The organism is Aeoliella straminimaris (assembly GCF_024054565.1).
Lineage (GTDB): Bacteria > Planctomycetota > Planctomycetia > Pirellulales > Lacipirellulaceae > Aeoliella > Aeoliella straminimaris.
Window position 1 is genome coordinate 1 of sequence record NZ_JAMXLR010000003.1, and the last position, 13,271, is coordinate 13,271.

The following is a 13,271-nucleotide window of genomic DNA, read 5'->3' on the forward strand; positions in this document are numbered from 1 at the left end:
AAATGGTGGGTAACTATCGATGTGCCAGGGACCGTTGTCAGCGACCTGGGAACATGGGAAAGTGAAACGCATGAGCGAACCAGCCCCCACAACCGAAGACTTTGATTCCCTCGCCGACGCCGTGACGTGGGCCGGACTGGAAATTCCCGCCGAACATATTGCCGGGCTGGACGCCTATCGTCAATTGTTGTGGCAATGGAACGAGAACATCAACCTTACGAGGCACACCACGCTGCAAAAGTTCGCGGGGCGCGATCTGCTGGACACGGTCCGGTTGTCCGAACACCTGGACAAGGGCGACCGTGTACTCGACATCGGCTCTGGCGGCGGCGTGCCTGGCTTGCCACTGGCCATTTTGAGGCCCGACCTCACCGTGTCGGTGTGCGACTCGGTGGGCAAGAAAGCGAAAGTTCTGGAAGATATGGTCCAATCGCTGGGCCTGCCCGTCACTGTTTATCCAGCACGTGCCGAGCAGGTACTCGAAATCACCACCCAGGGCACCTTGATCGCCCGAGGTGTGGCGTCGTTGAAGAAACTGCTCACATGGCTGGAGCCGCATTGGGAAGCGTTCGACCAACTACTCTTGATAAAAGGGAAAGCCTGGGTAGAAGAACGGGGCGAGGCGAGACACCACGGTTTGCTGAAAGATCTGGACTTGCGACGCGTCGCTTCGTACGAAAGTCCACTGGTTGGCGAAAGCGTGCTGCTTCGCATCACTCAACGCGACTCCCAATGACCTCGCACCGCTAGTCGGTGGGCAAAGAGTCCACTACACTCACGGTATTGCGCAAATACGCAGGCGACCGACGGCTTGCCAACGGTCTGCCATTGGTGAGATCTTTTTCTGTTCAATCCGGAGACAACATACCATGGCCGACAAGCCAACTACACCAGAAGAGACCAAACCAGCCGAAGGCGGCGAAGCTCAAACTCAACAACGTGCCCGCGTGGAAGTGAGCGACAAGAACGCCATTTGCACCTACGCTAATTTCTGCCGCGTGACGGGCACGCCCGAAGAATTGATCCTCGACTTCGGCCTGAACTCGCAACCGTATGGCGTGCCCACCGAGCCGGTGGAAGTGAAGCAGCGCATCGTCACCAACTACTTCACTGCCAAGCGGATGCTGCAGGCGTTGCACCTGTCGGTGCAGCGGCACGAGCAAGCCTTCGGCGTGCTGGAGACCGACGTGCAGAAACGCGTCGTGACCAAGACGCAGAGCTAAGAGAGCCCTGTAAAACAAGAGCCCAGCCGGTTCTGAATCAGAATCGGCTGGGCCTTTTTTGTGGGCCTGCGGTTGGCTTTTTCGCTTACCGCTGCGACTGCAGAATGCGGCTCTTCTCCATGGCTTCTTCGGCCATGGCGATGTATTGCGTGTCACCGGTGCCAGCGTAGGCCCGCTGGTAGGTAACGCTCATGGCCGCGAAGCTGAACGGATCGTCAGGCTCCAATTCGCAAGTCTTCTGGGCGTGGGCGATTGCTTCGTCGTGCTTGCCCATCTTCTGCAGCGTAACCGCCAGCGAGGAATGTGCCAGTGAGTAGGCGGGATCGATCTCCAGTGCCTGCTCGAGCTTCGCAACCACCTCCTCCAGCTTGTCCTCGGCTTTCAGTTGTTCCGCTTCGTTATACAGTTCAAGTGCAGTGGGCATGGCAGATCGGGAGGGCAAAAGGATGAAAACGGCTCGTCACCAATTCTGGTTGGATCGGGCCCCATCGGCAAGTCGGGCAACGACGTCGGTTTGCCGACAATGCTGTTAGTTGGTGCTCTTTATGCTAGCACTCCTCCCCGCCACGAACTACCCAGGCACAGTGTTTTGCCGGGGCCAACTGCTCGAATAGGCAAAATCGATACCTTCCGTTAAGGGGGTACGATTGGCGAAACCGATAACCAACGCATGAGAGGCACCATCACCGGATGACCTCGGCGAGCGGCCGACAGTCCCGCAACTGCCAGCACTCGCAACAGCAACCTGCACTAGGCCACCCGCGCAACCGCTGCGCGTCCGCGGCCGCACCATCGAGGGGGCCCACCTGTGATGATCCACCCGCTTGCCGAAGTCAGCCCGAGTGCCAAACTGGGAGCCGACGTAACGATCGGACCTTTCGCCGTGGTGGAAGACGACGTAGAGATTGGCGACGGCTGCCAAATCCTTGCTCGCTCCAGCATTAAGCGTGGAACCACGTTGGGCGAAGGAAACATTGTGGGCGAAGGCGCCGTGGTCGGCGGCCTGCCACAACACCTGCAACAGCCTGAGCACCCCGGCCGCGTCGTGATAGGTTCTCGTAACATCATTCGAGAGAATGTCACTATTCACCGAGCCTTCGTCACCGACACGGCCACCACGATTGGCAATGAATGCCTGCTGATGGTCGGTTCGCATGTGGCGCACGACTGCATTGTCGGTAACAATGTCGTCCTGACCAACAATTCCCTGCTAGGTGGCCACGTGATCGTCGGCGATCGGGCTTACCTGGGCGGTGGCGCAGCGGTGCATCAGCACTGCCACATTGGCCGCGTCGCCATGGTCGGTGGTCTGGCTCGGCTGGACCAGGACGTACCACCCTTTGTGATGGTGGACGGCGAAACCAATCGCATTGTGGGACTCAACCGCGTCGGCTTGCGTCGCGCTGGTGTGAGCCCGCAACAACGGAGCGAGATCAAAGACGCCTATCAATTGATCTTCCGCACCGGGCTCGCCTTCAACGACCTGCTCGAAACACTCGACGAGCAGTTTCAGGAAGGACCGGCCGCCGAGTACGCCCCGTTCCTGCGGGCCGCCACTCGCGGGTACATCCGCGAACGTCGCGATCCGCCGAAGTCGTTCCGCCTGGTCCGCGAAGATCCGGCTTCGGAAGATGCCGTAGTGATCGAACCAGTCAAGCAAGCAGGCTGAGGCTCTATGGAGTCTCGGCTGGTTGCTCGTCGGCCGCTGATTTTTCGTCGTTAGCTGGTTCGTCGCTAGCGGGTTCCGCCTCAGAATCTTGTTCCGTTGGCTCTGTCTGCGGGCGATCCTGCTTGGCGAGCTCCTTAGCGGCCAGGTCCTCTCGGTTGAGCAGTGCGTTGATCGACTCGGTCAGTTCGCCTTTCAGGTCGTTGGGCAAACCAACGTGCACCACGTGCACCCGCCCATCCAGACCGATGAGGACCGTTTGCGGAATGCCCGAGACATCGTACTTCTCCGCCACCGAGGCTTCGGGGTCGCGGAGCACATTGATTTCGATTTCGCGGTCCTTCAGAAACTTCTGAATCGTCTCGACGTCTTCCTGCAAGTTCACGGCGTACACGCCCACGGGCTTGCCCTTAAAGTCGGCTGCCACCTCGGCCAGTTGGGGCAGTCCCGCCACGCACGGCGGGCACCAGGTGGCCCAGAAATCGAGCACGATTACCTGTTTGCCGATGGCATCTTTCAGCGAAAACGCTTCGTCGCCGTCGAGCTTCACCAAGGCAAACGTGGGCGCTGGCTGACCGATCAGCGGGTTGACCGTGACGACGGGCGGCTCCACCGGACCCGGCATGTTAGGGGTGAAGCTCTCCACCAATTCGGCACTGGCGGGTGGGGTAAAGGCAAAGGTCTCTTCCGCCAGTTGTGGATCGAACTCCCAGTTCTTCGTCCGAAACGAAATTTGCACGGTGTAGCCAAGCTCTTTTTCCTCTTCGCCCAGTTGCTTCGATACGTCGGGAAGGATGCGGCGAATGATCGGCTGGTCTCCGGTGGTGACCCAGATGTCGTAGTCCCACTCTTTGGCGATGAATTTCAAGTGGTGACACTCTGAACCTTCAAAGGTCTCGATGCCGATGTACTCGCTCGACGTGACCTGGCCGGTGAGTCGCTCCATCGGGTCGTCGGACAGCAGCGCCATCATGAATCCCCCCATGCCGCCATCGACCAGCATCATCCCTTGCACGCTGGTGCTGAACTCGTCGAGCGATTTGGGCGCCTCGCCCTCGGTGTATTGCCGAAGCTCGGACATGTACTGAACCATCTTCTCGCCATCCGAGGCCACGGTTCCTCCCAGGTCGCCGTCGGTGCGAAGAATCAGGAACCGATTGGGACGTTCGGCGGCCACTTCGTAGTGGGCCGATTTGCCGTGTTCCAAACCGGGCAAGCCAACCTTCACTTCCAGGTCCATCTCGGCGGTAAACGACTTGGCGTTTTTCACCAGGTCGGTAGCTGCTCGCAAGATTGCATCCGGATCGTTCGCTTCGTCTGCCGCACGTGCGCTGGACGAGCAGGCCACCAAGGCCAGCACGCCTGCCAGGAAGTGTGCTTTCGATACCATCTGCCTCTCCTCGCGTAACAGAAAATGATGACTGATCGCGACCTGGACTAGCCCAGGTCGTCGCCGAACTTGATGCCTTGCGCCAGCGGCAACTCCGAACCATAGTTGATGGTGCAGGTGGCTCGTCGCATGTACTGCCTCCAACTGTCCGAGCCACTTTCGCGGCCGCCGCCGGTGTCTTTCTCGCCACCAAACGCGCCACCGATTTCGGCGCCGCTGGTGCCGATGTTTACACCGACCAGACCACAATCGGAACCGGCCGGGCCAATGAACTGATGGGCTTGGCGAACATCGTTCGTGAAGATGGCCGACGACAATCCTTGCGGCACCGCGTTGTGCATCTCGATGGCGTCGTCGAAGTTCTCGTACTCCACGATGTAGGTCAGCGGCGCAAAGGTCTCTTCGTGCATCACCGGCGTTTGCACCGGCAGACGAACCAATGCCGGCTCGACGTACACTCCGCCCGCGGGCACCCCTTCGGTCACGCGGTCGCCACCACAAATCAGGGTTCCCCCCTGGTCGTGCGCGGCCGCCAGACTGGCCTGCATCGTGTCGAACGCCCGTTCGTTGACTAGCGGACCCACCAGCGTGGAGGATTCCCGTGGATCGCCAATCGGAAGCGACGAGTAAATAGTCTTGAGTCGTTCGATGAGCTGTCCGGAGATGTCCTTGTGCACGAACAGCCGACGCAAACTGGTGCAACGCTGGCCGCAGGTTCCCACGGCCGCGAAGGTGATCGCTCGCACGGCGATGTCGAGGTCGGCCGACGGGGTGACAATCATACCGTTGTTGCCGCCAAGTTCCAGCAGGCTGCGACCGAGTCGTGAGGCGACTACCTGGGCCACGGCGCGTCCCATCGGTACCGAACCAGTCGCCGAGACCAGCGGCACCCGCGGATCGGCCGCCAGGGCCGAACCCACGTCGGCCTTGCCGATGACCAGGGTCGACAGCCCTGCGGGGGCCTCGCCACCAAAGCGGGCAGCGGCCAGCGCGACAATCTGGTTGCAGGCCAGCGCCGTTAGTGGGGTTTGCTCCGAGGGCTTCCAAATGATGGGGTCGCCACACACTAGACCAATCATGGCGTTCCACGCCCACACAGCAGCGGGAAAGTTGAACGCCGAGATCACACCCACTGGTCCTAAGGGGTGCCAGTTCTCGATCAGACAATGCTCGGGCCGCTCGGTGGCGATGGTCAGGCCATGCAACTGTCGCGACAGTCCCACCGCGAACTCGCAAACGTCGACCCATTCCTGAATCTCGCCTTCGGCTTCGGCAGGAATTTTGCCTGCCTCGAGCGTGATCAGCTTGGCGAGTTCCTTCTTGTTCTCCCGTACCAGGTCGCCAATTTCACGAACAAATTCACCACGACGCGGCGGCGGCACCATCCGCCACTGGCGAAATGCGTGTTCGGCGGCGTGCACCGCTTCGGCAACTTGCGAAGGAGCCGCCGCGCGAATGGGGCAGGTCGGCTTGCCATCGATCGGCGAACATGGTTCCAGCAGTTCACCACTCGCACCACGCGGCAATGGGTCGATGCCCCAAAAGCCGGAGTAGTGATCGCCATCGGTAGGGGGAAGAATGTGCTCGGGCAGCTTCATGATCGGTCCTTCGGAGGCACGACGTCGGTGTGATGAAACATGGACTTCTGCAATGCGAAATGCCAGTTGATAACGGCAACGATACGACGCAAGCAGGGAGGAAGGGGCAGGGCAGGCGGGCAGCAATACCCTATTAGAACAAATCGGCCCACCTTTTCCACAGTAGATTGGGGGCAGTTTCTAAAGTGCAAGCAGCCTGGAAGAGATTTGGACCCATTTCCAAATCTCCCGCGCCCCATGCACGAATTGCACGAAACGCCAATTCATCGGGTGGTCATTCAGTTTCGGCGATTCACTCTTGCTAAGGCTGCAACTCAGGCCGGGTATCGCTGGCGATGGGCGCCCGCACGTGCGTGGCCTGGGCATAGGGAGTACCGAAGCGGTTGGCGAGGAAGTCCGCCAGTTTTACGTCCTCCTGTCGCACGAAGCCGCGTTCGGGAAGCTTGCCGTCGCGCCACAGGTCGACCACTGCACACAAGCTCGTCGCCGTGGTGATCTGAATGCTACTGGCGGACAGGCCGTGGATGTCGCTGTGGTAGATCTTCCGAGCGTCGGCCACCTGCTGGTACTCGCCATCGACCCAACCGGTCACCGTGCTGAATACCAGCACCACGTCCTGATTGGTGCACGGCACGGCTTGTTCGAGCAGCTTTTTCAGCAGCGGTCGCTGATCGTGGAACCGCAAGCCGGAGAGCAGGAAGCTCATCAGGTAGCGATGACCGACGTAGCGGACCGTTTTGTAGTCGAGTTCGTTGACCTGGCCCTCGAGCGTCTCGCACAAGGTGCCCAAGCCGCCGGAGGTATTGAAGGCCTCGTAGTCGACTCCGTCCAGCGCGAATTGCTCGAGTCCCTCCAGCGGTTGCAGCGAGACACGCTTGCCCTCGCGAATGGCCTCGCACGGGTTGCAGTACTCGTTGATCAAGCCATCGGTCGACCAGGTGAGGTTGTACTTCAGCATGTTGTCGGGATAAAGCGGCAATGCGCCCACACGCATTTTTACCCGGTCCAACTGTTCGAAGTGCTTGCACAAGTCGTACGCCAGGATGCCTATAAAGCCCGGAGCCAATCCGCACTGCGGCATGAAAATTTGCCCCGGCTTGGCCTCTTCGCCGATAGCCCGAATGGCCGCCGTGGTTGCGACATCTTCCGTGAGGTCGAAGTAGCTGACACCTGCCGCGTGGGCCGCACGGGCGATTCCCTCGTTCACGTCGAATGAACAGGCGGATACCACCGCGTCGAGTCCATCGAGAAACTTGCCCACTTCTTCGGCGCTGGCTACGTCGAGCACTTGGGTGTCGACCGGCGTCTGGCTCACTAGCAGATTGAGCGCCTCGTCCGACACGTCGCCTACGCGAACTTGATAGTCGCCTGCATGTTGCAGCAAACGAGCGATCGCCCGGCCGATCTTGCCGGCGCCGAGAATTCCAATATTGGTTTGTTTGGCCATGGGGAACATCCTTGTAGAGGAACAGCCGAAGTGGTAGGGAGATAGTCGAACTGGTGAATCAAATAGCGGAGCAAGAATGAACCCACGCTCAAGTTTCCAGGTCCAATATAATTAGACCAATGGATCTAGGAAACTTGAGCAGGGAACTTTGCGGCCGTTACGATTTCTTTGTATCCGTCGACTCAAAGATCTTGTCAGCGCTAGTGGCGACGAAGCCCTGGAATAGATTGCCGTCCTTGTCTGGATATCGCTTGGCGAACTCGTAGTAACAGGTGGGAACTTCGTGCGTCTGGTCGTCCGCAAACTCCACTTCCATCTTGTCGGCCATGGTCGACCCCTGTTCCAATAGTTGCTCGGGCGAGCCTTTCACACGGCCACCCGAATCGTTCACCGCCAGACCAAGCGACTCGACGACTTGCAGCACCCCTTCCACCTCTGTGGTTTTCTGCAAGTTGTTCACGCTGATCGTAAAGTGGTTGGGCCGCAAGCCGAGCGTGGCCACCCACGCGGCGTACTCGCTCTCGGCGACCAGTGTCTGGTAGTCGTCCCAGCTGATAGGGTCCCACAGCCGGCCACTCCACAGCACCTCGGGCTCGGCGAGTTCCGACGAGTCGACCCAGGCCGCGCATTCCTTCAGGATGGCGGCCGACTTGCTCGATAGCTCATCAACCTTGAGCTCCGAAAGAAAAATCCGCGGAGCATTGGGCTCTTCGCTCACGTAGCCGAACGCCCGCAGCTTCTTGGCCGGAAACTCGTACGGCTCGAGCTGCTTGTAGCCGAGCGCCAGGATGTGGGGCTCCAGCCGCTCGATGCCAATCGGCTCGAGACCTAACGTACGGAACGCGACGTGGTCGTTTACCACCTGCTCGCCTCGCGACTCGAACTCCTCACGGATTCGAGCGGCCTGCGGCGCCATGGCCACGTAGTCTTTCCAAAGCGCATCAAAGAATTCGTCGGGTGACATGTTTGATAGGGGATAGAGAATTGGGAGGTCGGAACACTTACGATTCTATCAACAATACGTCCAGCGACCGGGGCCCCTGGGCGCCAATGACCAACGACTGTTCGATATCGGCGGTTTTACTCGGTCCGGCGACAAAAGTACCAAACGCGGGGCGGTCGTCCGATCCCCAACCGGCGATGCGCTGGTACGCCTGATGCATGTTGTGCAGCAGTTGACTGGTTGGCAAAACCAACACCAGGTGTTCGCACAGAAAGTATACCGCGCGGTGGCATACCTGATGATCGGTCACCCAAATCGCGCCGTTCTCGGCCACGCCAAACTCGGCCGGCAGCACGGCCCAGTCCAGCCCCGATAGTTCGTGTGGCGTATCGAGTTGGTCGAGTTGCAGCGTCGACTTACCGACCCCCTCGACCAGGGAAAGGGTCGACGCCGACTGGGTGTAGTCGCTCCGCCCTTCCAGCCAGGCATCGGCCGCCGCAGAGTCGGGCAACAGTTCGCTCGAAGCGCCGATGCCGGTGAGCATCTGGCGAAAATGGGTAAGCGGTTCGTCGAACGTTTGCCACACCTGCTCCATCGACGGCAGATCCATGTTCGCAGCCCGATTGGCTCGTACACTGTTCAAGATGTCTTCGCGAGCAGCCATGAGGGAGATTCTAGTTCGACTTTTCTTGATCGCTTCGCGCCTGCGGGGCGCGTTTCTTGTACGCCTGACGGAACGACTCTTTCGGGGCCTCAGGCAAATCGCGCTGTCGGCCCCAAACGTTCAGGGGATTGTAAATGAGAAACCTGGGCAGCCACCGCAGCGAGACTCGCCCCAGCTTGCCCATCGTACGGTAAAGCCACGGCCTGCGCAACACTGCGCCGGCCACCTTCATCGGCACCGTTTTGGCCATTGGCAGCAGGTGTCGTTTACCAAGTTCGTGTCGCATAGCGAGCAACTGGTGATGCAGCGGAATCTTCACCGGACAGACTTCCGTGCAGGAGCCACACAAGCTGCAGGCGAATGGCAGGCTCTCGAATTTCTCCGGATCGCGCGCCGGGTTGATCACCGAACCAATCGGCCCGGCCACCGTGGCGTGGTAGCTGTGGCCGCCGCTGCGGCGATACACGGGGCAAGTGTTCAGGCATGCCCCGCACCGAATGCAGTTCAGTGCACGATTGAATTCGCTTTGGCCCATCATGCCACTGCGGCCGTTGTCGACTAGCACGATGTGCATTTCCTGCCCTTCGCGCGGCGTGTGAAAGTGCGACGAATAGGCTGTGATGGGCTGTCCGGTAGCCGATCGCGCCAGCAGCCGGAGGAACACCCCCAGGTGATCGAGCCGGGGAATCAACTTCTCGAGCCCCATCGACGCGATGTGCAGCGGCGGTAGCGCCGTACCCAGGTCGGCGTTGCCTTCGTTGGTGCAAACGACAATGCCCCCGGTCTCGGCAATGCCGAAGTTCACGCCAGTCAGCCCGGCGCCGGCCGATATCAGTTTGTCCCGCAAGTGATTTCGCGCCGCTTCAGTCAGATAGTCGGGGTCGCTCGCGCCGGCTTCGGTGCCGAGTTGGTCGTGGAACAACTGGCCCACTTCCTGCTTTTTGATATGAATTGCCGGCAACACGATGTGGCTGGGGTGCTCATGCCGCATCTGTACGATCCGCTCGCCCAGGTCGGTGTCCACGACCTCGATGCCGGCCGCCTCGAGAAACGGATTCAGCCCGCACTCTTCGGTAAGCATCGACTTGCTTTTGACCAACAGGTTGACGTCACGTTCTTTGAGCAGGCCGAGAACGATCTCATTGTGCTCTTTGCCATTCCGCGCCCAATGCACCTTGATGCCATGCCGTATGGCGTTGGCTTCGAACTGCTCCAGGTACTCGTCGAGTCGCGACAACGTGTGCCGTTTGATCTGCGAGGCCGTCTCGCGCAGCAGTTCCCACTCCGGCACGCTGGCCGCTGCCAGGTCGCGTTTCTTGCGAACAAAGAAGATTGTTTCGTCATGCCACTTCGTTCGCTCGGCGTCGGCGATGAACTCGGCGGCGGCTGTAGCGTGGGACATGATGGAGCAGTGGTCGGGATTCGGGGGACTAGGGAGTAGGCGTCGGTTGAGTCTTTGTGCTTTGGGCAAGGATCTCCGCGACGTGCATTAGCTTAAGCGGCAGTTTCTTGCGGCGGGCCAGACCTCCCAGGTGCATTAGGCAGGACATGTCCGCCGAGGCAATCACCTCGGCACCGGCCGACTTGTGATCGGCCAATCGGTCTAGCCCCATGCGGCAACTCACCGCCTCCTCGGCCACGGCGAACGTACCGCCGAAGCCGCAGCACTCGTCGGTACGCTCGAGCTGTACCAGTTCGATACCCTCGAGTCCGGCTAGCAGCTTCTCCACCTTGTTGAAGGGCGTGGCCATTTGCTCACTCGGTTTACCCAACCGCAGTTCGCGCAGGCCATGGCAGGCGTTGTGCAAACCAACCCGATGGGGAAACTCGCCCTCGATCGAGTCGATCTCCAGCACGTCGGTCAGGAACTCGCACAATTCGAAAGTGCGACTGCCGACCTTGTCCACCCGCGGGTCGTCGGGCAGCAGGTCGTGAAAGTGATGGCGTACCATGGCGACACAACTGCCGCTGGGCGCGACGACATACTCGTACGACTCGAATACGTCGAGAAACAATTTGGCAACCGGCCGAGCGTCTTCGGTGCAACCGGTATTGGCCATGGGCTGACCACAACAAGTCTGGCCGGTAGGATAGTCGACCGTTGCTCCATAGCGCTCCAGCACCTCCACGGTCGCCATGCCGACGTGGGGGAAGAACTGGTCGATGTAGCAAGGAATGAAGAGTCCGACTTTCACGCTGCGTCCATGATAGGCTGGCGGTGGAACGGGTCGGCGACGACTTCGCTTGCACCACTGGTCGAGCAAGTGTGTCGCTCGGCGGGCTCGCTGGGCCGCACTCGGTCCGTTAATTCGCAAGTTGCAATATACACTCTTCCCCGGTCCGGTTGCGAGTCGCCCAGGCACTTCGCGTATCGGCAAAACGTAATAGCCACCGCACCAATCCGGGCAACTGTTCCGGTTTATCCTGGTTGTTTTTCACCTTGATTCTCACGAACTCCTTGGACCTTGGATTCGTGGCGCGAATCGGTGAAATAATTGCGCAGAGCGTCATCGCCCCACCCTACTATAGCGCCTTCGGCCAGAATGGCATCGCGCTCCGGCCAATCGGCCGCTGAGATGTCGGTCGTGTCGAGCAACGGATAACAGGCCACCGGCCACGACCGATGCATCCGGGACGCGCCCACCATGACCTGGGCGGCGAGAATTACCGCGCCTACCACCAACAGCGGCTTGGCCGACCAGCGGATCGCCGCCGTGGGGGCCTCGTCGCGCTTAATCGGTACGCTGCACGCGCGGTTGTCGGCCACATGGCGATAAATCTTCCGGCCCAGCGAAGCGACGGGCGGTAGGTAAATGACCAGCAGGGTCGGCCATAGCAGCGGTACCCGCCACGCGATTCGCTGGTAGGCGTCGAACCCTTTGGTGGTGTGCCACTCGCGCTGCGGGGTTCGTTCCGCGGCATGCATGTCCCGCATCAGGGCGTCGTCTTCCAGGTATCCCAAGCCCATCGCGGCGAAACGCTCGCGATCGAACGCATTGACCGGGTGAAGTTGCTCGAGCCAATCCAACGTAAGGAGCATTCCCATGGTGCGGCGACACATTTTGCAGTTGCCATCGTACAGCACCGTGATCGGCTGACGAAACAGCTTCCGGCCCAGCAAGCCGAACAGCCGCTGCCAATCGACGAACATCACATACATCGCCAGCAGGGTGGGGGCATGGAGCGTCGAAAGCAGACGCGTCGTGGCGTGAAATAGCAGTCCCAGGCCGGCCCACACCAACCGTGTCGGCTTCCACCACACTGCCAACGGCCAGCCAATCATCCACACGACGGCCATCATCAACACGGCTGTGAGATTCGCAGCGCCACTCACCGCCGTCCAGAACCCGGGAAAAAAGTAAGTGATTGCCACCACCAACATCGCCAAGCGAATCGGCAGACCGTAGCGAACCGAGTGGGCGACCCGCTGGACGCGACCGTGATCGGCGTTACGAAATGCCCGCCACAGCGAGTCGATCGACAACGCATCGCCCGCACGACTGCATGCCAACAGTGTCCCAATCAATACCACATGGTGCAGGGCGTAGTTCGCCGCGCCTGAGCATTGCGCAATGCCGAGCAGATAGAAGGATAGCAGCACGGCGATCCAGGAAGCCGTCCGTGTGAATAGCCCAATGAGCGCGAGCGCCGTTGCGGCTATGGCAACCGGAAGTAACCAGTCGGTTATCTCGACACCAATGGGAAGATGCTGCAGCACCGCGCCGGCGATGCTGGGCCACTGGAGGTTGTCGCGCGGCCAACTGGCGATCTCGCGAATCGGCTCATTCAGCAGACCCAACAGCAATGTCGTGAACACCACAACGCGCAGCACCGCCAGGTTTAATGCCGCCCCCGGCGCAAACAAGAATCGCCATAACCGCCGAGTTAGCGCGGCGAGCGACCCATCTGGTCGATTGCTAGTAAGGGAGGAGGGCATAGGCGGGGGTAGTGAGCGGAAGGACACGAGCGGTACATGAATTGTAGTTTCCGCTATCGGTACGTCCAACCGCAGGGCCGATTCCCCGAAGTTTTAGAACCAGAACGCTCGACTTTCGAAAAAGACGGTGAGCACCAGCCGAGTAAGCTCTAATAATGCGGCGGCTTTTCGTGGGGCAGATCTTCGCCCGACCGCTCGACGAATTGGGCCAGCAACTTGAGTTTCGCCTCGAGCCGCGCGACAGCCCCCGAGAGCCGGTCGATTTCCTTGCGTTGTTCGACCGCTTCGGTATTGAGCGTATCGATTAAATGCTGCTGGTGAGCGAGCAATTCTTCGAGTCGGGTTTGGCGTTCGTCAGACATGCAATGGTGCTTCATTCCGGCCGAGCGGCTAATTGTCCTGG

General features: G+C 60.1%; 13 protein-coding genes. 3 read left to right on the forward strand and 10 right to left on the reverse strand.

Features of this window, described 5'->3' with window-relative positions:
* Window positions 1–70 precede the first annotated feature (70 nt).
* Window positions 71–736, forward strand: a complete 666-nt coding sequence (gene rsmG, locus NG895_RS00035; protein WP_252850383.1) for a 16S rRNA (guanine(527)-N(7))-methyltransferase RsmG — start codon at window positions 71–73, stop codon at window positions 734–736.
* A 133-nt stretch (window positions 737–869) separates the two neighbouring features.
* Window positions 870–1,223 carry a DUF3467 domain-containing protein gene (locus NG895_RS00040; protein ID WP_252850384.1) on the forward strand — a complete coding sequence of 118 codons (354 nt, stop codon included), beginning with the start codon at window positions 870–872 and terminating at the stop codon, window positions 1,221–1,223.
* An 85-nt stretch (window positions 1,224–1,308) separates the two neighbouring features.
* Here NG895_RS00040 and NG895_RS00045 read toward each other — a convergent pair whose 3' ends face one another.
* The gene (locus NG895_RS00045; RefSeq protein ID WP_252850385.1) at window positions 1,309–1,647 is read right to left on the reverse strand and encodes a tetratricopeptide repeat protein; all 339 of its coding nucleotides are present in this window, start codon (window positions 1,645–1,647) and stop codon (window positions 1,309–1,311) included.
* 387 nt (window positions 1,648–2,034) lie between these two features.
* Between NG895_RS00045 and lpxA the strand changes: the two genes are divergently transcribed.
* Window positions 2,035–2,892: an acyl-ACP--UDP-N-acetylglucosamine O-acyltransferase gene (gene lpxA / locus NG895_RS00050; RefSeq protein ID WP_252850386.1), complete on the forward strand. Its 858-nt coding sequence runs from the start codon at window positions 2,035–2,037 to the stop codon at window positions 2,890–2,892.
* Window positions 2,893–2,896: 4 nt separating this feature from the next.
* Here the strand turns inward: lpxA and NG895_RS00055 are convergent, their stop codons facing one another.
* From NG895_RS00055 to NG895_RS00095, 9 genes are all read right to left on the reverse strand, one after another.
* A complete protein-coding gene (locus tag NG895_RS00055; protein ID WP_252850387.1) occupies window positions 2,897–4,279 on the reverse strand; it encodes a DUF2092 domain-containing protein in 1,383 nt (460 codons plus the stop codon).
* 47 nt (window positions 4,280–4,326) lie between these two features.
* On the reverse strand, window positions 4,327–5,877 hold the full coding sequence (gene amaB / locus NG895_RS00060; protein WP_252850388.1) for an L-piperidine-6-carboxylate dehydrogenase: 1,551 nt from the start codon (window positions 5,875–5,877) through the stop codon (window positions 4,327–4,329).
* A gap of 301 nt (window positions 5,878–6,178) precedes the next feature.
* The gene (locus tag NG895_RS00065; protein ID WP_252850389.1) at window positions 6,179–7,324 is read right to left on the reverse strand and encodes a saccharopine dehydrogenase family protein; all 1,146 of its coding nucleotides are present in this window, start codon (window positions 7,322–7,324) and stop codon (window positions 6,179–6,181) included.
* Between the two features lie 157 nt (window positions 7,325–7,481).
* Complete coding sequence (locus NG895_RS00070; RefSeq protein WP_252850390.1) at window positions 7,482–8,288, reverse strand: DUF1338 domain-containing protein; 807 nt, start codon at window positions 8,286–8,288, stop codon at window positions 7,482–7,484.
* A 37-nt stretch (window positions 8,289–8,325) separates the two neighbouring features.
* Window positions 8,326–8,931, reverse strand: coding sequence for a LutC/YkgG family protein (locus NG895_RS00075; RefSeq protein ID WP_252850391.1), 606 nt, complete (start codon window positions 8,929–8,931; stop codon window positions 8,326–8,328).
* A 10-nt stretch (window positions 8,932–8,941) separates the two neighbouring features.
* Complete coding sequence (locus NG895_RS00080) at window positions 8,942–10,333, reverse strand: lactate utilization protein B (RefSeq protein WP_252850392.1); 1,392 nt, start codon at window positions 10,331–10,333, stop codon at window positions 8,942–8,944.
* 28 nt (window positions 10,334–10,361) lie between these two features.
* Window positions 10,362–11,126 carry a (Fe-S)-binding protein gene (locus NG895_RS00085; RefSeq protein ID WP_252850393.1) on the reverse strand — a complete coding sequence of 255 codons (765 nt, stop codon included), beginning with the start codon at window positions 11,124–11,126 and terminating at the stop codon, window positions 10,362–10,364.
* Window positions 11,127–11,350: 224 nt separating this feature from the next.
* Window positions 11,351–12,868: a thiol-disulfide oxidoreductase DCC family protein gene (locus NG895_RS00090; protein ID WP_252850394.1), complete on the reverse strand. Its 1,518-nt coding sequence runs from the start codon at window positions 12,866–12,868 to the stop codon at window positions 11,351–11,353.
* Between the two features lie 149 nt (window positions 12,869–13,017).
* Window positions 13,018–13,230 carry a SlyX family protein gene (locus NG895_RS00095; protein ID WP_252850395.1) on the reverse strand — a complete coding sequence of 71 codons (213 nt, stop codon included), beginning with the start codon at window positions 13,228–13,230 and terminating at the stop codon, window positions 13,018–13,020.
* Window positions 13,231–13,271 lie beyond the last annotated feature (41 nt).

What these genes read in the sequence shown, in the direction of transcription:
- rsmG (WP_252850383.1), top strand. Translation starts at nt 71, where the DNA reads ATGAGCGAACCAGCCCCCACAACCGAAGACTTTGATTCCCTCGCCGAC.
- NG895_RS00040 (WP_252850384.1), top strand. Translation starts at nt 870, where the DNA reads ATGGCCGACAAGCCAACTACACCAGAAGAGACCAAACCAGCCGAAGGC.
- NG895_RS00045 (WP_252850385.1), bottom strand. Translation starts at nt 1,647, where the DNA reads ATGCCCACTGCACTTGAACTGTATAACGAAGCGGAACAACTGAAAGCC.
- lpxA (WP_252850386.1), top strand. Translation starts at nt 2,035, where the DNA reads ATGATCCACCCGCTTGCCGAAGTCAGCCCGAGTGCCAAACTGGGAGCC.
- NG895_RS00055 (WP_252850387.1), bottom strand. Translation starts at nt 4,279, where the DNA reads ATGGTATCGAAAGCACACTTCCTGGCAGGCGTGCTGGCCTTGGTGGCC.
- amaB (WP_252850388.1), bottom strand. Translation starts at nt 5,877, where the DNA reads ATGAAGCTGCCCGAGCACATTCTTCCCCCTACCGATGGCGATCACTAC.
- NG895_RS00065 (WP_252850389.1), bottom strand. Translation starts at nt 7,324, where the DNA reads ATGGCCAAACAAACCAATATTGGAATTCTCGGCGCCGGCAAGATCGGC.
- NG895_RS00070 (WP_252850390.1), bottom strand. Translation starts at nt 8,288, where the DNA reads ATGTCACCCGACGAATTCTTTGATGCGCTTTGGAAAGACTACGTGGCC.
- NG895_RS00075 (WP_252850391.1), bottom strand. Translation starts at nt 8,931, where the DNA reads ATGGCTGCTCGCGAAGACATCTTGAACAGTGTACGAGCCAATCGGGCT.
- NG895_RS00080 (WP_252850392.1), bottom strand. Translation starts at nt 10,333, where the DNA reads ATGTCCCACGCTACAGCCGCCGCCGAGTTCATCGCCGACGCCGAGCGA.
- NG895_RS00090 (WP_252850394.1), bottom strand. Translation starts at nt 12,868, where the DNA reads ATGCCCTCCTCCCTTACTAGCAATCGACCAGATGGGTCGCTCGCCGCG.
- NG895_RS00095 (WP_252850395.1), bottom strand. Translation starts at nt 13,230, where the DNA reads ATGTCTGACGAACGCCAAACCCGACTCGAAGAATTGCTCGCTCACCAG.